Origin of the sequence: Paenilisteria riparia FSL S10-1204 (assembly GCF_000525995.1) — a bacterium.
Lineage (GTDB): Bacteria > Bacillota > Bacilli > Lactobacillales > Listeriaceae > Listeria_A > Listeria_A riparia.
The window spans coordinates 533,423-555,121 of record NZ_AODL01000007.1 but is presented as its reverse complement, the minus strand read 5'-3'; the positions used below and the strand labels follow the sequence as shown (position 1 = coordinate 555,121).

Below are 21,699 nucleotides of genomic sequence, written 5' to 3'. Positions count from 1 at the left end.
CTGAAAAAAAGAGACCGCTTGAGTTGGGTCTCTGGGTTTTGCTTATTGGATGTAGGTTTCTCGAACATTTTTATGATGAACAAGCAACTGATACCTGCTAAAGGGATGCTTATCATCAACCATAAGATTGTTCTTGGAAAAATTTCGTAATAATAGTACATGAAAACAGTTAGCCAGATGAATAATACGGTATATTTCAAAAAACGTTTCATAATGTGTTCCCTCTTTAGCTGGAGTTATTTTTAAAACTCTGTGCTTTGTTCGATTTTTTCGCGGATGGCTTTTGTTTTGGCTGGGTCGTTGCCGTTTGTGGAAATTGCGAGTAGGTAGTCTGATTTCTGGATGGTGGCCATGTTGTAAAAATTGGACCTTTCCTTGTTGGAGCAGTCGTTTATGAGTTGGTGCGGGGCCACGTCTTTGGTGATTTGTTTATTAGTTTCTTGGTTGTCCGTGCAACAGAAAATGAGGAAGGCGTCTTGGATGTGCTCTGGTTTGTACTCGGATTGGATATGGGTGATTGGCATTTGCGCGATTTCGGGTGTGCATGTTGGGGCAACGATGGTGATGTTTGCGCCAGTGTTTAGAAGGCCTTGTGCTTTGCGGGTCGCGATTTTGCCGCCGCCGATTATGGTGATGTTTTTGCCTGTGAGTTGTAGTGAAACTGGGTAGCCGCTGTTCATTTTATGACCTCGGTTATTTTGCGGAGGACGGCAGTGATCATTGCGGTATCTAGGTCTAGGCTATCTGCTTCGTGCCACTGTGTTCCGCTAATTTCGGTAATCCCAGCGCGGATTTTGTCGACGAGCTGGCCTTGAAAAAGGAAATAGGGCATCCAGTGGACGTTTTCGTATTTGGCGGCGAGTTCGGTTGCGATGGTGCGGTAGTTCGGTTCGCCATGAAGCATGCCGAGTGCGACGGGGAGTTGTAGTTGGGTTGCAATCGAGGCCGTGACGGTTTGCATTTGGGTCCTCGGTTCTGCGTAGGATGCGCTTCCGTGGGCGATGACAAGGATGGCGGCGTCTAGGTCGGGACGGGTGGCTTTGATTTTTGCTGCGGCAACTGCGGCGACTTCTTGCTCAGCGCCGAACGTGTCTGCGATTCGGAAAACTACGTCGGGATGCTGTTTTTTTAGTTGCGCGACTTGGTCGGGGATGTCTTTGGTGGCGTGCATCGCTGGGAATAAAAGCATTGGTACGACGGTGATTTCTTTGGCGCCTGCTGCGATGATTGATTCGCCGACGATGGCCATTGTTTCGTCTTCTTTTTCTAGGAAAGCGATTTTTTGACAGGATTCTGGGCGGTTTTGCATAATTTGGTCTACAAAATGGCGGAACTCGCGGTTTTTCTCGGGTAGGCGGCTTCCGTGGGCAACGTACATGATGGCTTTCATTGGTTTTCCTCCTCTTAGATGCGAAAAAAGAGCTTGAAATGGTTACCCGCTCCAAACTCGATTATTCGTTTATTCTTCTTCTTTGCGTTCTTCTTTTAAGATTGTGTACATTTCGGTTGCAACTTCTTTGCGCGCGTTTTCTTCGAGACGGTCAATTCGTGCGGTGACGGTTTTTTGACCGAATTTGATGATTAGTTCGTCGCCTTCTTTGACGTTCGTGCCTGGTTTGGCTACTGTGCCGTTGACGGAAATGCGCCCTTTTTCAGCGACTTCTTTGGCAACGGTACGCCGTTTGATGAGTCTTGATACTTTTAAAAATTTATCTAAACGCATTGATACTGCCATGATACATCCATCCTTTTTTGGAAAATTTAATTCTATCTTCGCACGGTTAGGCTGAAATTGCAACTATCGCCGGCGGATTTTAGTTGTTAGCCAGAGCAATTTGGAGCCAAATGGCATGAAGACAAGATCGCGTTTGGTGAGTAAATTGAATTTGATTAGGCAATAGAAAAAAAATAATGCCTCCGATTAGCGCGCCGAATAAGGCCTGAACTGCGCTGCCGATGCGGTTTGTGAGTGGCCAAAAGGTTTCCCATGCGACAGGAACGATGATCATTACTAAAAAGGCTAACATTGCCCAGCCAATCATGTTTTTGCGAATGAATGGAATGGGAAGTTGGCGTTTTAGCAGGATGTAGCAAATGATGAGTATCGCGCCGAGGCCAATGACGGTGGACCAAGATGCGCCGTATGTGGCGAAACGCGGAACTAGGATGGCATTCGTTGCTAGTTTGACGATTAGCCCACTGCAAACGGCGACGGCGGGGCCAGTCATGTTGCCAAAGCCTTGCAGAATGCTACTCATAGAGACGATTAGTGAGCTTAGAAATAAGGACAGAATGAATACTTGCAAAACGCCTGTGCCTGATGCTGTTTCGAAAAGCATTTGGTTGGTTGGACGCATAATTGCGATTAAACCAAGTGTTGCAGCGCCGGAAAGCAAAATGGTGAGCTTGATGATTAGTAGAACGGAACGGCGTAATTCTCTTGTTTCTCCGCGTGCTTTAGCGGCTGTAATCATTGGCACAATGGCGAGCGCGAGACCCATACACAATACCAAACCAAGTTGTAGCAGTGGTTGCCCACGATCATAAATCCCTTTTAGTTCTTTGGCGGCTGTTGCATCAATTCCGGATGAGCGCATGAGACGGTAGACTTGGAAGGAATCTAGTAATTGGAACAAAATGAGCATCGCGCTTGTTGTGCAGACCGCGATGCTTTGCGCCAAGAATTGCTTGGTGAACGCCCAACTGGCCCATTTTTTCGTGAACACGATTTTTTCAGGTTTTTTACGCCAATAAAAATAAAGTAGTGTTCCAAAAGCGCCAAGTCCGCCGATAACCGCACCACTCATTGCCACGGCTCCGGTCATGTATAAGTTCCAGCCTAGTGCCACAGCTCCAGTTGCTCCCGCGATAATGATAACTACGCGCACGAGTTGTTCAATCGTTTGTGATACTGCGGTTGGCATCATTTGCTCATGTCCTTGAAAAAAACCACGCAAACTCGCTAAAAACGGCATGAGCAAAAAGGCGAAACTGATGACGCGAATTAATATTGTCAGGTGGTAATCCCCCATAACGCGAGCGATGAAGTCAGCACCAAAGAAAATTAGCAGGAAGAAAACAACCCCAACACCAAACATAACTTGTAACGAAAATTGAAAAATAGCTTCTCGCTTTGTGACATCTTTTTCTTCTGCGATCATTCGCGACACAATAACGGGAAATCCTACAAGCGCAAGCGTCATCGCAATCCCGTAAATCGGATATACTTGTTGAAAAATATAAAATCCGATATCGCCAACCATATTTTGAAAAGGAATGCGATAAACCGCACTTAGTATTTTAGAAAGCAGTGACGCAAGTGTTAGCCAAACAGCGCCTTGCATGAGGTTCTTAATCGTCTTTTGAGCCATTTTGCGTCACCCTTTCGCTTTATTCTGCTTCTGTTGAAACAGTTTCTTTTTTCGCTTCAGAAAGCTTATCTGTTAAGGTTTTTAGTTCGTATAACCATTCTTGAAGCGGCTTTCTGCCAACGTTTACTGTGATTTTAAGTTGTTGTCCATCCATGCCTACGCCGATTGCACGGCCATATTCGCTGATAACTTGCATGACCTTGTCACCACGCATATTTTTCGTGCCTTCTTCGGAGAACAGGATGGTGATTTTCGTACCTTCTTGTTTTAAAGACTCGATTCCAACACGCATCGCGTACACTTTTAACTCGGTAATCGAGAATAAATATTCCAATTGCTCTGGGTATTCACCAAAACGGTCCATCATGTCAGAGCGTAGTTCTTCTAAATCTTCCATATCAAAAACCGTTCGGAACCGTTTGTACATTTCGATTTTTTGGCGTCCGTCTTGGATGTAATGTTCCGGAATGTAAGCATCAACTGTAATATCAATTTCGACTGGGGCGATTTTTTCATGCTCATCTTTTGGTTGACGCGCGGCGATGGCTTCTTGCAACATTTGCGAATACAAGTCAAAACCGACAGAGTCGATAAAGCCATGTTGTTGCGACCCTAAGATGTTACCCGCACCACGAATGGAAAGATCACGCATCGCGATTTTAAATCCGGAGCCAAGTTCGGTGAATTCTTTGATAGCTTGCAACCTTTTCTCCGCCTCTTCCCGCAAAATTTTATCCTTCTGATACATGAAGTAGGCATAGGCAATCCGGTTCCAACGCCCGACACGACCGCGTAATTGGTACAGTTGGGAAAGTCCCATGTGATCTGCGTTTTGAACAAAAAGAGTGTTTACGTTTGGTATATCAACACCCGTTTCGATAATAGTCGTCGTCACGAGTACGTCAAATTCGCCTTCAAGGAAGCTCAAAATTACAGATTCCAGCTCCGTTTCTGTCATTTGACCATGTGCCACGGCAACACGAGCATCCGGAACAAGCATCTTAATTTCATCTGCTTTTTGTAAAATCGAATCCACACGATTATGCAAGAAGAAAACTTGTCCGTCACGCGCCAATTCTCGTTCAATGGCTTCTCGTACCAGCACGTTATTCTGCTCCACAACATAAGTTTGCACAGGGAAACGGTTAGCAGGCGGCGTCTCGATAACTGATAAATCACGCACACCAAGCATCGACATATGCAGCGTCCGCGGAATCGGAGTCGCCGTCAATGTCAACACGTCAATTTTAGAGCGCATTTGTTTGATTTTCTCTTTATGGGTGACGCCGAATCGTTGTTCTTCGTCGATAATCAAGAAGCCCAAATCATGATATTCCACGTCTTTGGAAAGCAGGCGATGCGTTCCGACTACAATGTCAATGTGGCCTGACTTCAAGCCTTTGATTGTTTCATTTTGCTGTTTTCGCGTTCGGAAACGGCTCAGTAAGCCAACTTCGATTGGGAATCCTTGGAATCGTTCTTTCATTGTTTCGTAATGCTGTTGCGCTAAAATCGTCGTTGGCACTAGGAATGCGACTTGTTTGCCGTCCATCATTGCCTTAAATGCTGCACGTAGCGCAACTTCGGTTTTTCCGTAACCAACATCCCCAACAAGTAAACGATCCATTGGACGTTCGCGCTCCATGTCTTTTTTGATTTCCATGATAGAACGAACTTGGTCTTCTGTCGCTTGATACGGAAACGCGTCTTCGAATTCGCGCATCATTTCACCATCAGGGCTAAAGCCATAACCGCGCTCTGCCTCACGCTCTGCATACAGCTTGATCAAATCATCCGCAATATCTTGCACAGAAGCTTGAACCCGCGTTTTCACACGTTTCCATTCAGCGCCACCGAGCTTGTTTAATTTCGGTGCCTTGCCTTCTGAGCCAACATATTTCTGCACTAATTCGAGTTGTTCCACAGGAATAAAGAGCTTGTCCTCACCTTGATACACGAGCAGCAAATAATCTTTGTGAACACCGTTAATATCCAGCGTCTCCATCCCAACATAGCGCGCAATCCCGTGATTCACATGGACAACATAATCGCCAACCTTAAGCTCCGAATAACTCTGAATCCGTTCTGCATTCGACAATTTCTGCCGCTTCTTCGGTTTCTGTTGTTTCTTATTGAACAGCTCCGTTTCACTAATGAAAACAACCTTGGAAAGCGGCAATTCAAAACCATTCTGGAAACTTCCCAGCACAAATTGCGTCTGTCCAAATTTCGGAACTTCCGATTCGTCTTTCAAAATAACACTTTCCATCTCATAATCAGCTAGTGTCTGCTTCATTTTTTCTGCACGTTCAAGTGACGGTGCCAAAACAACCACCGCATAATTATTCTTTGCCCAGCTATCCATCTCTGTTTTCAACACATTCATTTGCCCGTGGAACTGCTGCATTTGCTTGTAAACAATGTTCGTCATTTTAGCAATACGCACATTGCTCGGCGTTTTTTGGAACAGCGATAAATAAATACGCGACAACGTATCTTTTTCTAGCAACGAGCGGAAATTATGACTCATCTTCGTATCACGAACCGTTTCCAGACGTTCTAGCGTCTCTGTTTGCCACTCCGCTTCTTCTTTTTCTAAACGCTCATCGGTTTCTTGAATACGCGCAAACTCATCGAATAGCAGAATCGAATCTTGCGGGACATAATCCAGTAACGACGCTGGATCAGGATAACTCATACCAATATATTTGAAAAACATATCTGGTTTTTGCCCGTCACGAAGCAATTCCAAATCGCCTTCTAAATTCTCCACCAATTGTTGTTTGTCACTATCATTCGCCATTTGTTTCAGCGTCTCTGCTAAACGTTTTTCAATCCGTTTCACCAAATCAGGGAAAAATGCCGGTTCCAGTAGAATTTCCGTCGCTGGAGACAGTCGAAACTCCTCCACATTTTCAATCGAGCGTTGCGAGTCCACGTCAAAGAAACGTAACGAATCCACTTCCGTATCAAATAATTCCATCCGGATAGGGTGTTCCTCCGTAATTGGGTAAATGTCAATAATCCCACCACGAATACTGAATTCTCCCGGCGTGTTAACCATATCACTTTTCGTGTAACCCATTGTTAAAAGCTGTTGGCGTAACTCATTCGGATTAATCTCTGTGCCCTGAATCAACGAAATATTGTACTTTTGCCAAATCGAAACTGGCGGTAAAATTTTGCGAAGCCCTGAAACTGGAACAATGACGATTCCTGGGTTTTTAGACAGCAGAAATTGTAGTACCTCCACACGTTGCCCACGTAATTCCGGGCTTGAGATACTAAGTTCTGATGAAATTAATTCATCCGCCGGGTATAAGAACAGTCTGTCGCTATCTAATAAAGATGACAAATCATCATATAATTTCTGCGCATGGTATAAATTATGTGTTACAAAGACGACCGGGCGCTGCGTTCCTCCCTCTACAACACTGGCAAATAATGCTCGACTTGACCCAGAAAGCCCCGTAACTAACTGTGATTTTCCTTTTTCATCGAGCTCCTTTAATACGCCGCGAATTTCTTTTTGTTCGTATATAAGTTGCTGTAATCCCTTCACACTAAAAGGCCTCCTTTTATCTGAATATTCCATCTAAATTTCTCGCCGAAAAAAGACGGCTTATTTATTTCACATTAAAATTGTTCATAACATCTTGAAAACTCTTTCCTGGCCATGCTTCGATAGCATCTGCGCTCTGCTTAATTGCCGCGATAATATCTGGCTGTTCCGCTTTCGGAAAATCGCCGAGTACATAGTTAATCACATCACCATTTACAGGCCGATCCACGCCAACACGAATGCGGTTAAACTCTTGTGTTTTCAAATGTTGAATAAGCGATTTCATACCATTATGCCCGCCAGCTCCACCTTTTTGACGCAGGCGAATTTTCCCGGTCGGCAGATCTAAATCGTCATACACAATAAGCACGTCTTCTACTGGAATATCGTAATAGTCCATTAGCGGGCGCACGCATTCTCCTGATAAATTCATAAACGTTAATGGTTTCACAAGTAAGACTTTTTCGCCGTTCACGACGATGTTACTTATCATCCCGTTAAATTTCGATTTCTTCCAAGGCGTTTGGTGACGAAAGCTAAGCTCATCAACGACCATAAAGCCCACGTTATGCCTTGTTCGTTCGTATTTCTTGCCCGGATTACCGAGGCCAACTATCATTTTCATAATTACTCTCCTCAACGAATTAAACCACTTCATCAATGAAATGGTTGTTCGCACTATGCGTTTTGTTGATTATACCATGATTTCGCCGTGTAAGAAAGCGACTACTGCTTTTAAACTGGGAATTTTTCTAAATTCTAAAAAATTGAATAGACTTTACAATAAATACGTCTACACGACTTCAAACGTTTGACATACCAATAACAAATCTGGCGTGAATGTACGGCCATATTGCCCTAACTCCCACGTGAAAAACCGCTCGTGTGCGCTGTACCAATAATCATAGCTTAAATCGCCTTCGCCCTCTGATTTCGCGAATGCTTCGGTGACTTCGTTCATTTTGATAAGTTCTACTTTGGTATATTTGATGATAACAAGCGGGTCGTTCCTGCCATCTAGCACGATTTCATAGTCATTTACTTTCGGAATTGGCTCGTTTTCGATTTCATGTATGCAATATGCCGCGCAAGTACCTGTTTTTAACCCCTTACCGACAAGATTCCCTAGTCTATCGGCCATTTCTTCCGTCCCATCGCCGAACATCCATGCGGGCGGGGTTGGCTCTAGTGGCAAATTATTTTTTCGGGCGTAGGCTTGCCAGAAGTTTTTTACGGTTGCTGATGTCATGTTTTTTCCTCCTAATTTAGCGAAAAAAGATGTTTTTCCTATGAAGTTCAGGTCAAACATCTTTTTAGGTTATTTTGAAATGCGTGCTATTTTCTCATACAGCTTGTTCAAAGCGCGTCGTACTGCCTAAAATCATCCGCGCTGACATCTTGTATCTTTGTTGTAGGCACATCATGATGCGACCATAAAAAAGCTTCTTTTCATCGTCTTACCTTTTCATGTTATATTTTTAAAACAAGAAAAACCGTTTTTGCGAGGGAACTGTGTAATCATCCGCCACGATAATATCATTTTTAAGTACTTTTATAGCATTGTCTTTGAGTTCTTGCACTTGGTTTGCTCCGATTTTCTTGACTAGGCGTTCTTCGATTTCCTTGTGTAGCAATGGTCTGCGCGTTGTGTCATGCGCGTCTGTTGCCAGGAAATGCACCAACTGGTTTTCTAGCAAAATTTCGCTTGATTTCTTCGACTTCTTACCGAATTTCCCTTCCAAACTTGACCACGTAAGTTGTGCCAAAGCGCCATGAGAAACGAATTCATAGAGGCGTTCTGGATTTTCCATAATCTCGAAATTCCGCTCTGGATGTGCGATGACAGGGACATAGCCTGCCATTTGTAAGTCGTAAAATAATTGCTCTGTAAACACAGGAATACTTTGCGTTGGAAACTCAATAAGCGCGTAACGACTGCCAGCAAGGGAGGCCAAATCGCCGTTTTTTAGGCCCTCAATGATTTCACCGTGCAGTCTGATTTCCTGACCAACATGAACCGTTATATTAATATCGTTATCTTTTATCGCTGCATTTAGATCTGCTACATGTTCCACCACAGAAGGACGCAGATTAAAATAATCGCCTTTTAAATGGTGGGGCGTTGCAATAATGTCTGTAAATCCTTCTGCCTCTGCTTGTTGCGCCATGGCAAGACTGGCCGTCTCCGTCTTTGGTCCATCATCCACTTGATTTAAAATATGACAATGTATATCAATCATGCTTTTCATTCCTTCTACTGGCTTATTTTTGTAGACTAGAACTATCTATTTCCGCATAGTTTGCAAAGAATTCTTGCAAAGCTGCTTTAATTTTCCCAGTTCCACCGATTTCATCACTCTCTAAGTTTACTGGCATTACTGGTTCATGTAAACTCATACGCAATAAAAACCAACCGTTACCAAAAGAGCCCTCTGTGTTAACTCTTACGCCCTCTTGATTTGCCGGTTCTATCGCCAAGCCGTCCGTCTTTTCAACAAAAGCTTCAAAGTCTTTCAAAACTGCCAGACCGTATGTCTTAAAATTTTCGGCCAAAATACTCAAGCGTATCTCATCATTGTCTGCCGGTACTTGTAAATCACGCGTTAAGTCCGCTAAATCTTTGCCTTCCTTACGCAGTTTTGCATAGCGCATTAAAATTTTCGCAATTAAGTACGCGCCGTCGTCTAAGAAATAGTTCTCCTTCAAAGCCGCATGACCACTTACTTCAATCGCAATCTCGCTTTGCGTTCCCGCCTCATTCAGGCGAATCGCTTCATTAATCACGTTTCTATAGCCTCGTTTAAAGCGATGTTGCTTCCCACCAAGATTCGCAATAAAATGCTCCAAATGCGTAGAAGTCGTCGAATCTGTCACAATTGTCGTTCCCGGATGCTCTTCCAAAACAATCGCCGAAATCACTGCAATTAGCGGATTCCGATTCAAACTTTCGCCATCCTTATCTACAATCGCCGCACGATCCACATCCGTATCAAAAATAACACCCAAATCCGCCTTGTTCGTCGCAACAGCCTCTTTCAAGCTCGCCATTGCTTCGTTATTATCCGGATTCGGAATATGATTCGGGAAATTCCCATCAGGATCTAAAAATTGGCTTCCCGTAATGTCCGCGCCAAGTTCCGCCAACACATCCGTCGCAAAAAAGCCACCAGCGCCATTTCCTGCATCCACTACGATATGGCTTCCAGCAAGCGGTCTTTCATAATTCGTCGCATCATCAATACCCACGCGAATTTTGCCGACCAAATCAGCCGCATAATCCTGTAAAAGCGGTTTTTCCGTCACACTTCCCGCCACTTTCGCAACAAAAACCTGCCCTGCATTCTCCACAATATAATCAATATCCTCATGTTCCGCCCCGCCATCACGCGTAAACAGTTTCAAACCATTATAAAAATAAGGCAAATGACTCGCCGTAATCATAATCGCTGCATCACACTTGTACCCATCATACTGCGTTGCCATAAACATCGCTGGCGTCGTCGCCAAACCAACATCCACAACATCCAATCCCGAGCGCGTCAAACTCGCCGTCAAAACATCCTTAATGCGTCCCGCCGACAACCGACTATCATGCCCAATTGCCACCCTCGCTTTGTCGCTAGCGCCCTTCACATCTCGCAACCATGCCGCAAAACCAGTCGCAATCGCAGCCACATGCTCATCCGTTAATGTCACCTGATACTTATCCGTTTCAATCGCAATACCTCTAATGTCCGAACCATTTTGCAAATCTTTCAAAGTCATAAATTCATTCCTCCATTTTTGATATGTATATCTTCCCATTGTATCAAAAAACGCTTCCAATAGCGATTCCTGTTTCGTATCAATTTTGTAAATCGAGTTGCTTACCGAGCCGCCACTTCATTTCACCAACCACACTATCTGGCGCCAACACTTGCATCATCGGTCCAAACGACAAAATCTGAATAACCAGTTCTGTCAAATCCCCACGCGGACAATAAATTTCCAGTTCAAACACATTTTCCCGCTCCGTTCGAAACGCCTTCTTCTTATAATCCGCAAAATGAATCAGCGCCCGATCCACTGCATTCCGATGATTCACCACATGGCACCGCACAACAACAGCCTCCATCCCATGCTCCGGCAATTCCCGTACCATCAAGTCTCCCAACTCCACATCCAAAATTTTCGCCAAATTCAGCGTAAACGGCTGCATATCAACTTTTCGAAAACAAAGTAAACGAAACTTATCATTCTTCTGTGAAAACTCCAAACGCACCGGCAAAAAAGTCCCCGTCAACGCCTTCTGATCCCGCACCTGATACACCAATGCCAACTCACACTTCTCCTCCAAGGCCCGCAAAATAACACCAAAACGCGTCCGATACCCCCGGCTCCAAATACATATCCCCGCCCTGAAACCCATCAAAACACCAAATCGCATCCAAATCAAACAGCGGCTCATAATCCGCCAGCTCCCACTCCAAACCAGCAATCTCATCATCCGTCAAAAACAGCCCCATCCGCGCATCCCGCAAAACCGTTTTTAACCAACGTTTCTCAAGCACGCCCTGCACAGGAATCCAATCATGCCTCAAAATCGGCGCAAACATCCCGTCCCCGCGCTCCTCCAACAAATGCCACTGCTCCGTTAACTGCGGTAACAAATGCAAACCACTCTCATCAAATCCCAGCTCCCGTACAATCTCCGCCATTTCCCCCTTTGACATTGGCCGTTTCTGCGCCAAAATCTCCAGAATCACACGGTAATACATCCCGTAAATCTCATTAAATATCTCCAACCATCGTCCCCTCCTCAAAATAAAGCCGATACATATCCGCCAACTCCTCATAAAACTGCCGTTCCCAAGCATCATCCTGCGCATCAATTTTTTCAATCCGTCCAATAAACGTTCGTAAAAATGGTTTCATCCCGTTCAAATCATACGTCGCAATCGCATACACAAACCGATTCGCCGTCACCCGTTTCAGCGTCCCGTGCCGCCCCTCATTCCGAATCCGCTCCAACATATAACTCTCCTGCACCTCATCAATACAAAGCGTCACGCGCAACTCATGCACCACTCGCCGATCAAATCCCGCACTCCACATAAACTTGCGAACCTCATCAAAATGCGACACATCCACCTCAAAATCCGTTGCAACCTCATCCAGCTCTACAAACTCAATCTGATCCAACCGATGAAACGCAAAAAACTGCCCCCGTTTCGATTTCCCGACCACATACCGCCGTCCCGACTGCGCACTCACCAACAACTTCACCGGCATAAACCGTACCGCGCGCTCCCGTCCATAAAGCGACAACAACACCCACCGCTCCGCACGAATCGCCTCCAACAGATCCAAGCACACCTGCTCCTCCAACACATGCATCACGAAATAATGTTTATAACTAAACACAGAATCAAGCGCCTGCTCCTGCTGCAACAAATAATGCCCCAACACACCAAGCGGCGCCATCTCCTTAAAGAACTGCAACGCCATCTTCGCCCGGTCCGACAACACAACACCAGCCACCCGCGAGAAATAAACCTCCCGCCCGCGCGACTCCCGCTGCAACACACCAAGCTCCACATACTCCGCCAATTTTTTCCGTAACGTCAACGCCTCAATCAAAAATCCATCCGCAAAACACGACAAATAATCCGCATCAATCCGCGCCAACGCCTGGTTCACCGAATACGCCTTGCCCATCTGAAAAATATCCATCAACACAAAATGCAAAAACACATCATTTTTCGTAAAACTCTTCGCCTGCCATACCGCAAACATCGGATTTTCCGTAATCCCATTCGGATCAATAAACAATCGCAACGCCTTGCCGCTCCCCTGTTGTTCTACATCCACGTATTCCCGCAAATAACTCTCCACCCGCCGACGCACATTATCGTAACTACGCCCACTTTTCTCCGTAAAATCCTCACGTTGCTTAAACCCATACACATAAAATTCCCGTACATAATTCCGAATCACCGCGAAATTTTTGATCAACTCATTAAACGATTTTGCCATGTTGCCCTCCGTTCGCACCTTTTTTTATAAGATAAATTGGCGCACATTCTCTATACTAAAACCATAAACGAGAAACGAGGAAAAAACAATGTTCACTTACTATGAAAAAAAACGAAACAGCAAAACCAATTAAAATCTGGCTACCAGACCAATCAGCAATTGAAACAGGATGTCTTGACCAAGCACGCGCTATCGTCAACTTACCGTTCGTCTTCAAATGGCTAGCACTCATGCCTGACACCCATCTTGGCGCAGGTATGCCGATTGGCGGCGTTCTTGCCACAGAAAACACCATTGTCCCTTACGCAGTTGGCATGGACATCGGATGCGGCATGTGTTACATCCAAACCGACATTCACGAAAGCGAAATTCCCAAGAACTTCATCAAAAGCATCGTCAACGAAACACTAGCCACCATCCCAGTCGGCAAAGCCCGTCATAAAGAGCCACAACAATCTGAGGTTTTAGACATGGCCATCGCCCAACACAAACACTACGAACTCCTACCAAACGGCATCGAACTCATCGAAAACGCCTACTATCAAGTCGGCACACTCGGCGGCGGCAATCATTTTATCGAATACCAAAAAGACGAAAACGGCTACATCGGCATCATGCTCCACTCCGGAAGCCGTCACCTAGGCGCTCAAATCTGTCAGAACTTCCAAAAAATCGCCGTCGCCCTGAACAAACAATGGTACAGCGACACACCAGACAAGAACCCGCTTGCCTTCTTGCCAACCAACTCACCAGAAGGCATCGCTTACATCAAATGGATGAACCTAGCACTCGACTACGCCTTCGAAAACCGCGAAACAATGCTAGAAGCAAGCATGACCATCGTCACCAAACACACCCAGAAAAAACTAGGTCGAACACCAGAATTCACCGACCGCATCAACTGCCATCACAACTACGCATCCCTAGAACACCACTACGGCAAAAACGTCTGGATCCATCGTAAAGGCGCCACTCGCGCAAGAAAAGGCGAACTCGGCATTATTCCAGGAGCAATGGGCGCAACAAGCTATCTCGTTCGCGGACTTGGCAATCCCGAAAGCTTCCACTCCTCCTCGCACGGCGCTGGACGTAATTTCTCCAGAACCCGCGCAAAAGAGAACTTCCCAATGGACGAAGTACTCCAAGACCTAAGCGCCAACAACATCACGATCGGCAAGAAAAACCTCCTAGACGTCGCCGAAGAAAGCCGTTTCGCATACAAAAACATCGACGAAGTCATGCAAAACCAAACCGAACTCGTCGAACCAATCAAAACCTTAACAACACTCGGCGTTGTGAAGGGATAAATAAAAACCGAGATTCCTCGCTACGAAGAATTTCGGTTTTTATACAACATGAAATATTTTTTACATTTTCCAACTGTAAGATATTGCATTTATTTTGTGATACGTTATACTTACATATAAAGGGAGGATGATAAAATGTTGTATTTAGCTGCAATTTTAATTTTTGTAGGTATATTAACAATTTTTACAAGAGAATCAAGCTTTAAAAAGGGAATGTCATTATTTCTAGCAATCGGTATGGTTGCGCTTATTTTAGCGGGGTGTGGCGGTTCTGAGGATGACTTGACGAAAGAGACACCGACGCAACAAGAGAAGAAGACGCCGAAACTAAACATCAAGGCAGAAAAGGCATTTACATCGGCGGAAAATGGGACCGTCACAATTACTGGGAAAACAAAACCTAACGCGGAATTAACGCTAACTCCAAGTGGGCAAGTAGCATTAACAACGACTGCGAACGATCAAGGGGAATTTTCATTCACGTTAAATGATATACAAAACGACGGAACCGCAGTGCTCACATCTAATTGGGAAGGTCAAGATAAGTCCAAGGAGCTTACATATACAGCCAACGAGACTTACATCGCAAAAATAGAACAAGAAAAGAAAGTCGCCGAAGCTAAACGCATCGAGGCAGAGAAGAAAGAACAAGCCCGCGTTGCCGAAGAACAGAAAAAAGAAGCCGCTCGTGTCGCAGAAGAAGCACGCAAGGCAGAGGAAGCACGTAAAGCAGAAGAAAAACGCGTCGCTGATGCAAAAGCAGAACAAGAAAGACAAGCACAGGCTGCAGAAGAAGCAAGAAAAAAACAAGAAGCTGAGGCTGCACGAAAAAAATCAGCTCAAGCCGAAGAAGAACAGCCTTCGAACGAACAAGGCCAAATGGTATACATCACAGCGACTGGAAAACGATATCATTTTGATCCAAACTGTCGCGGTCTGAATAATTCCAACGGCGAAACCCAAGTAACACTTGCCGAAGCACAATCGCAAGGTCTGACAAAATGTAAATGGGAATAGAAGAGAAGCGAGATACAATTTTGAAATCCAAATTGTATCTCGCTTCTTTTCTTTCTTAATAACTCAATGCTCGTCTCGACAATGCATTAAACGCCCTATTAAAAGCAGTTTTACTCATTTTTGCATTCTTTTTGTTGGTCCACGGGTCGTTGTAGTAGTAATTTCCGCTATCGTATCCTGTAAGAACAACGCAGTGTATATTAAATCCGCTAAGTTTACCCCAGGCGGCTATTGGTTTGCCTGAGCGCAATTTCGCTTCTAATGTTGCATTGGATGCCCCTGTTAAATTAACTGCTGAGCCGGCGTATTTTTTCATGAGGTTCATTAAGGCTGGTGGGTAAATGGTGTATCCCGACTTCGTGTAGGGATTTCCAACATAGCCTTTGTTCGGATTGCTAGAATGGCGCGGCATTTCTCTTGCTAACTTCATTTTATCTACCTTCGCGCCTTTGTATCTCAAAACCATGGTCACCGCTACAATCTCGCATCCTGTCGGTAATTGTGGCCTTTGTGCGATGAGCGGGACGTTTAGCAAAACTTTCGCTGTCGGTTTCACCGGCTTGGCTGGCGTGACAGCTTTTGTTGTTAAATAATTGCCAGACACAAATGACTTCTTCCCCTTAAAAGAAATTTGATGCCATTTTCCAGTTTTTGCGACGCTGCTCACTTTTGCGCCTTTTGTTAGCCACCCAACAGCTTTGTAGTTAGTTCCAGGTCCGGACCTTACTGTCAGATTCGCGGTTGTGTAGTACGTAGTTGCCGCCGCAACTTTGGCTATGCTAATCGTACAAATAAGTAATACGAGCACTAGGCCAATTAGCCATTTTGCTCGCATCTGTCGGTTTATTATCACGATTGTAGCCCCCCATATTATTAAACTATATTACCTTGTTTAATACCCCAAAAAAGAGACTAATAGTCGCCGATCAGTCTCTTTTTTTACTAAATCACGGTGTGTCTTCTAGTGTCCAATTGATTGTCGTTCCATATTCTTGATTGGCACGCGCCACGCCTGGACGGACATTTAATACTAATTCCGAAGCATCCGCCTCATTGAAATTAATTTCCGTTAATCCTAGCGAACCGCTCGCGTTACTAAATACTTCAGTTGCCGTGCCGTTTAATGGTGTCAAAACAGTATTTTCACCGTTATACTGTCTTAAAAATAAACTATCTTTCAGCTCTTTTCCATCCGCCGTTGCAAATGGAGTCATCATCTGTGCTGTTAGCTTCCAGTTTGTTGCCACTTTCCGCGTATCCTCGACGGTTAACATCACGTCATCTTCTGGTGTTAAGAACTGTTGTTTCGAACTAATTTTAGCAGTTCCGAATGAGATTTCCGGGGTTGCTGACTTGAATTGCAGCGTTCCAGCAAGAACTGTCACCGTAATTTCATGTTCTAAGTCGCCAATTTTCAATGTTACTTTGTACTCTCCAGGTGTTGCTGTAATCGCCTCGGCGCCAATGATTTCTACCGTGTTTGTCACATCAGCACCAGTTTCGATAGCGTACGCTTGCACATTTGCCATATCTAGCACCATCGCCTTAAGCGCGGCTGGATTTGCAGGTACATCTGTTGTTAAAACGGCAAAATTAGTTCCGTGTAAGAAGTAGTCATCGTTTTTGATTGAACTATCGTCTTGTACAAAAACGGGAATCGTGATGTCCGCGCTGTTACCTGCTTTATCAGTCAATGTTACTGTCGCTGTCGTGTAGCCGATTTTAGAAACGTCTGGTGTATTTGTAAGCGCGTAACTGATATTATCATCACCATTTCCTGCATTATCGGCCACATTTTCTACTAAATCACGCGGGTTTGTTGTAAAATCATCGCCCAATGTGATAAATTGTCTAATCGGGTCTGCCGTTGGTGCCGTTGTATCTGCGACTGTTTCTTGATTCGAAGCCACACTCACATTTCCAGCAGCATCTTTTGCCACGGCATAGTAGATTTTGTTCGGCATTAGTGGACGTTTATCCTCAGGAATCGCGATGTTGAACGCACCAGCACCATTCGCCACACCACTTACAAAAATACTATCATCCGCTGCATCATAAATCGTCACTTCCGCCCCAGCCTCTGCTTGCCCGCTAAAAGTCGCATCCACATCTTTAATCGCCGCTAAAACTGGCGCATCAGGAGCTGTTTCATCTTGAACAACCGTCCAATCCATATTATCCCTACCATTTAAAAACGCATACACTTGTACCGTATTGCCCGCCGTCAAAAACTGACCTGCCGGCAACTCATAGCGGTAATTCCCATCATTGTCTGCAATCACGTGGAATTTTGTCGTTTTGTCATCTTCGTTTGGCGAGTTAAGCGTACCCGTCGGAATCGCCGGATCACCAGAAAGTTGCACCGATGCACCTGGATTCGCCTTTCCAGTAATGACATGGCTATTCTCGTTCGCCACTTTATCACTCAAACTTCCAATCGTCACATCCACATCTGGAATTCCTTCAAAAAGTACCCGCTTGAAATTTTGCGTTCTAAAGTTTGTTGCAAAACTGTCTCGAATCGCTGCCGAAACAGAGTGACCCGAAGCAGCAGTTACGTTTGCCGCACTATAAGTTACCTTCACGTTGAACATTGGATTCCAAGTGAAATCAGAATTGTCATCTAAACCATCCGTCCAAGTTTTCGCGTTCCAAGCTTGAATCGACTGAACATCGACATCAAGGTTTCCTGTCATCCGCAACAGTCGTGCTCCCGTCGCTGGATTCGTATTATTAAATTTAATATCAACACGTTTCGCATTCGCAAATTGGAATTTCGACGTGCCACGCAGATAAACTAAGTTTTTTGCCCCCGTTCCATCCGAGCTAACATCGAATACGCCATTTTTACCAATCAAAATTGTACCTGTTCCTGTGCTAAAAATATCTTGCGTCGAAGTCCCTGTATCCGTTGCTTCCAACTTGAACTCTGCATCATCGCTTACATTCAGAACTCCAGCACCATAAATATAAAACGGGCTACCGTAATACATCGCACCTCGCGCCTTAATATCTACTTTTGCATTATTGGAAACGTTGAATTGTCCAGCGTTCATCCAAATCCCACCAACTGCCGTCCTACCAGCCGCCGGAACCGCATTGTCCATTTTAAGCGTCGCGCCATTTCGAACATTAATATTCCCATAACTAAAAATACCAGAAAGCGTAGAATCTGCAACTGTAGCATTCGTTCCAGATGTATAAATATCCAAAACCGAATTCTCCGCAATGTCTACTGTTCCACCAGAAAAGATATACATCGCGCCACTAGACTCATTTGTCACTTTCACGTCCGCACCTTCAAGGATATTCATATCACCAACCGCAAACGTCGTCTGATTGGCTAGCGTTGTGTAACTCACGCCATCAAAAGGACTCACATAACTATTCGTCTGCGCAAAAGAAGACTTTCCAGAAATCTTAGTCGTTGTCGCTGGCGCATGAATCGCTTGAGACCCACGGTAATTTACATTATTATAAACAATCGTGTTCGTCGCATTCGTTCCACCAGCTGAATTATCCGTATAAAAGCCATAATAATTTTTTCCATACGTATTCAAATCATTGAATGTAACCACTTTTGGCAACGAGTACGTGTCATATGGCGCGTAGGACTGGTTTCTAAAATCAATCGTATGCCCATTCCCATTTACCGTCAACGGTCGTTCCGGCATCCTTTGATAGTAAGCAGTCGTATTCGTCGCACTTGCATCCGCCGTAGAGAACGTCGCATAATTAATATCCGCTAAAACATTAATTGTCGCTATATCCTTACTCATCATCGCATTGTGGAACTCCGTCAACGTACTTACATTTGCGACACTCGCGTCATCGATATTCGCCCGAATTACCGGTAATTCCACAGTTTTTGTCGCTGCATCTGGTATCGTCACAGCTTCCGTCGGTTTCTCCACCTCAGAAGGCTCCGCGGTTTCCTGCTCCACCGTCACACGAAGTACATTCGACTTAATCTCATTCCCATCAGCGTCATGTTGCACAGCCTCAAACTCATAATTATTCGCCTTCTCAGCCACTAAAATTAAATCAAAACTACGTTCCGCCACATCCTGATTCCATGTCACACGCGCAATCCCAGTTTCCACATCAAACATAAGCGTCCCTGCGTTCACCGCTTCATTACGCATTCTTGTTTCCTCAACATCAAGAACCATCCCCATAGGAATCACAATTTCCACAAAGTCCTCTGCCTCACTAGGCGGATTATCCGATGCACGAAGCCCCGCCCCCGACTCGTCTAACAATTTCAAACTAAACTGGCGATTTTCCGTCTGTTTCGGCTTATCTACAACAAGCGACAGTCCCGCCCCAGCCGAAACCCCAGTCCCAAACCAGTTATTCAGTCCTGCACTATTTATCGGCCCAATCATTATCATCATCACGACTAATAACATCACAAATGGCATCTTCTTCATGTATAAAACTCCTCTCCTATATCAAAAGGCAAGTTTATTAACGTATCATCTCTTCATATACCTCTATCATACATGCCCGACCACCCAGATCAGCCATATTATCAAAAATTTCACGCCACTTGAAATAAATGATTCCATAAAAAAAGATGCCTCCCAAATGGGATAACACCTTTTCATACCTCTTATAAATCTGGATCTTTCTTAAAATTCAAATGGAAATCATTATCCTCAAAATAAGGCTCCAATACAAATCCTTTCGCCCGAATCGCCTTCACTAAAGCCGGAATCGCATCCAATGTATCTTTCGTTTCATGTACTAAAATAACTGGTGAGATTTTATGAAAACCATCCAACTCCTTATTTACAAAGGCAACTGTGTCTTGCGGTTTTCCTTTATGTTTCCAATCATTACTATCAATATTCCAATCCAGCAGACGAAACTTGTCTGCCTTTGCTTTTTGTACCTGATCATTGTTTAAATAAGTACTGCCGTATGGCGCGCGAATCAGCCCAACTTTTTTACCGACAATATCGCTGATTAGCTTCGATTCCTGCTCCATCTCTGGAATAAACTGTCCTTGTTTATATAATTTATTCGCATCATGTGACATACTGTGTAATCCAATACTATCGCCATTCTGCACCGCTTGTTTAATATCAGCCTTGTACTCATCTTTCACATTATTGCCTACGAAAAAAAATGTCGCTTTCACATTCAGCTTCTTCAAAGCCTCAATAATTTGTTTTAAGTACTCCGTCGGTCCATCATCAATTGTAAGGTAGGCTGTTTTTTGATTTTTATCTATCTTCTTGGGACTTTCCGCTTCTGCTTTAGCTTCTTTTTCTTTTTCTATCTTTGCTTCTTTTTCAGCCTCTTGTTTCTTTTTCGTGACTAGGCTGTGCTCCTTTGCCTGCTCTACCTCTTTTTCTTTTTGTTGCTGAAAGAAAAGAGCCCCAACAACGCCTAAGCACACTAAAACTAGCAAAATTGACAACATAATTACTACATTTCTTTTCATCTTCGTACCTCCATTCTTGTTGCTTAATCTCACGACTTATCATCACTCAAAAATTTCTTAATGGCAGCCTGATTTTTATCCAAATCCATTTCCAAAACAGCGCCAGCACCAGGATATGTCTTTCCTTCATAACTACCATTCGTTGGAACTGTCAGTGAATCCAAGCCCGTAGGTGGGTGAAAGTACATTTCCTGTCCCATATTAACGAGCAATTTAGTTGGGATATTCGTTGAGATATTCCCTTTTATAAGCCCAAGTAATGATGGGATTTCCGTAATGCCGATATTCGAAATACCTTGCTTCATAACACTCTGTACGACTTGTTGCTGCCTTTTTACACGTCCAAAATCACTTTGCGCATCATATCTAAATCGCGAATAGGCAAGCAATGTCTTTCCATCCATTTGTTGCTTCCCGGAATGAATCGTCATTCCAATATTTTTAGACATCTCACTATCCGACGTTATTGTAACACCATCTGGAAATGCTGTATCAATAATTTTTGCAAAACCACTAAAGTCAGTCACTAGGTAATAATCCGTCTTTATATCAAAATTCTGCTGAATCGTTTCACGTAACAATTCGACTCCACCGTATGAGTAAGCGGCATTCAATTTTTGTTTTCCTCTATTTGGAATATCTACATAAGAATCCCTCATAAGCGAGACAACTTTCGGCTTTTTCGCTTTTGAATCATAATGTAAAATAAGAATCGAGTCTGAACGCCCTTGATCTGAACCACGCGAATCGCTTCCTAGCAATAGCACGTTGAAATCGTCTAACTTAGGATCTTTCGTTGACTTAAAGTTCTCACCTTTGGCAGATGAAAAGTCCGCGTTTACGGAGTGTAGTGCTTGGTAATATTGCACACAATAGAATACTATGCAGCCAAGAATCACTAGGAATACAACAATAAGGATTTTTGAAATAGGTTTAAGTTTCCTTGATTTTTTTTCGTTTCAGTCGTGGCATACA

17 protein-coding genes and 1 pseudogene are annotated in these 21,699 nt (G+C 44.2%); 2 read left to right on the top strand and 16 right to left on the bottom strand.

Features of this window, described 5'->3' with window-relative positions:
* Positions 1–242 precede the first annotated feature (242 nt).
* From PRIP_RS07335 to PRIP_RS07280, 12 genes and pseudogenes are all read right to left on the bottom strand, one after another.
* Complete coding sequence (locus tag PRIP_RS07335) at positions 243–680, bottom strand: precorrin-2 dehydrogenase/sirohydrochlorin ferrochelatase family protein (RefSeq protein ID WP_036100430.1); 438 nt, start codon at positions 678–680, stop codon at positions 243–245.
* On the bottom strand, positions 677–1,390 hold the full coding sequence (locus PRIP_RS07330) for a sirohydrochlorin chelatase (protein WP_036100428.1): 714 nt from the start codon (positions 1,388–1,390) through the stop codon (positions 677–679). The genes PRIP_RS07335 and PRIP_RS07330 overlap by 4 nt, the downstream gene beginning before the upstream one ends.
* 69 nt (positions 1,391–1,459) lie before the next feature.
* Entirely contained in the window at positions 1,460–1,723 is a 264-nt protein-coding gene (locus PRIP_RS07325; protein ID WP_277619746.1) for an RNA-binding S4 domain-containing protein, read from the bottom strand.
* A 75-nt stretch (positions 1,724–1,798) separates the two neighbouring features.
* Positions 1,799–3,371: pseudogene (locus tag PRIP_RS07320) on the bottom strand (putative polysaccharide biosynthesis protein).
* A gap of 19 nt (positions 3,372–3,390) precedes the next feature.
* The gene (gene mfd / locus PRIP_RS07315; protein WP_036100427.1) at positions 3,391–6,933 is read right to left on the bottom strand and encodes a transcription-repair coupling factor; all 3,543 of its coding nucleotides are present in this window, start codon (positions 6,931–6,933) and stop codon (positions 3,391–3,393) included.
* 64 nt (positions 6,934–6,997) lie between these two features.
* Positions 6,998–7,558 (bottom strand): aminoacyl-tRNA hydrolase, encoded by a 561-nt coding sequence (gene pth / locus PRIP_RS07310; protein ID WP_036100426.1) that lies wholly within the window; start codon positions 7,556–7,558, stop codon positions 6,998–7,000.
* A 168-nt stretch (positions 7,559–7,726) separates the two neighbouring features.
* Positions 7,727–8,182: an ASCH domain-containing protein gene (locus tag PRIP_RS07305; RefSeq protein ID WP_036100425.1), complete on the bottom strand. Its 456-nt coding sequence runs from the start codon at positions 8,180–8,182 to the stop codon at positions 7,727–7,729.
* A gap of 229 nt (positions 8,183–8,411) precedes the next feature.
* Positions 8,412–9,173 carry a tyrosine-protein phosphatase gene (locus PRIP_RS07300; RefSeq protein ID WP_036100423.1) on the bottom strand — a complete coding sequence of 254 codons (762 nt, stop codon included), beginning with the start codon at positions 9,171–9,173 and terminating at the stop codon, positions 8,412–8,414.
* 22 nt (positions 9,174–9,195) lie between these two features.
* A complete protein-coding gene (locus tag PRIP_RS07295) occupies positions 9,196–10,737 on the bottom strand; it encodes a phosphohexomutase domain-containing protein (protein WP_052008803.1) in 1,542 nt (513 codons plus the stop codon).
* 40 nt (positions 10,738–10,777) lie between these two features.
* Positions 10,778–11,251: a hypothetical protein gene (locus PRIP_RS07290; protein ID WP_036100420.1), complete on the bottom strand. Its 474-nt coding sequence runs from the start codon at positions 11,249–11,251 to the stop codon at positions 10,778–10,780.
* 1 nt (position 11,252) lies between these two features.
* Entirely contained in the window at positions 11,253–11,717 is a 465-nt protein-coding gene (locus PRIP_RS17145; protein ID WP_036100418.1) for a hypothetical protein, read from the bottom strand.
* Positions 11,704–12,948 carry a WYL domain-containing protein gene (locus PRIP_RS07280; RefSeq protein WP_036100417.1) on the bottom strand — a complete coding sequence of 415 codons (1,245 nt, stop codon included), beginning with the start codon at positions 12,946–12,948 and terminating at the stop codon, positions 11,704–11,706. Before PRIP_RS07280 ends, PRIP_RS17145 begins: the two co-directional genes overlap by 14 nt.
* Positions 12,949–13,049: 101 nt before the next feature.
* On the opposite strand from PRIP_RS07280, the gene PRIP_RS07275 reads away from it, so the two are divergent.
* Positions 13,050–14,255, top strand: coding sequence for an RtcB family protein (locus PRIP_RS07275; protein WP_036100415.1), 1,206 nt, complete (start codon positions 13,050–13,052; stop codon positions 14,253–14,255).
* 135 nt (positions 14,256–14,390) lie between these two features.
* Positions 14,391–15,272 (top strand): Ig-like domain-containing protein, encoded by an 882-nt coding sequence (locus PRIP_RS07270; protein ID WP_036100413.1) that lies wholly within the window; start codon positions 14,391–14,393, stop codon positions 15,270–15,272.
* Positions 15,273–15,327: 55 nt separating this feature from the next.
* Here PRIP_RS07270 and PRIP_RS07265 read toward each other — a convergent pair whose 3' ends face one another.
* The 4 genes from PRIP_RS07265 to PRIP_RS07250 all read right to left on the bottom strand — a co-directional run bounded on the left by PRIP_RS07265 (position 15,328) and on the right by PRIP_RS07250 (position 21,593).
* A complete protein-coding gene (locus PRIP_RS07265; protein ID WP_420912111.1) occupies positions 15,328–16,125 on the bottom strand; it encodes a C39 family peptidase in 798 nt (265 codons plus the stop codon).
* A gap of 94 nt (positions 16,126–16,219) precedes the next feature.
* Entirely contained in the window at positions 16,220–19,705 is a 3,486-nt protein-coding gene (locus tag PRIP_RS07260) for a pectate lyase-like adhesive domain-containing protein (protein ID WP_036100411.1), read from the bottom strand.
* Between the two features lie 182 nt (positions 19,706–19,887).
* The gene (locus PRIP_RS07255; protein WP_052008787.1) at positions 19,888–20,724 is read right to left on the bottom strand and encodes a polysaccharide deacetylase family protein; all 837 of its coding nucleotides are present in this window, start codon (positions 20,722–20,724) and stop codon (positions 19,888–19,890) included.
* 29 nt (positions 20,725–20,753) lie between these two features.
* Positions 20,754–21,593 (bottom strand): LCP family protein, encoded by an 840-nt coding sequence (locus tag PRIP_RS07250; protein WP_052008786.1) that lies wholly within the window; start codon positions 21,591–21,593, stop codon positions 20,754–20,756.
* Positions 21,594–21,699: the final 106 nt, after the last annotated feature.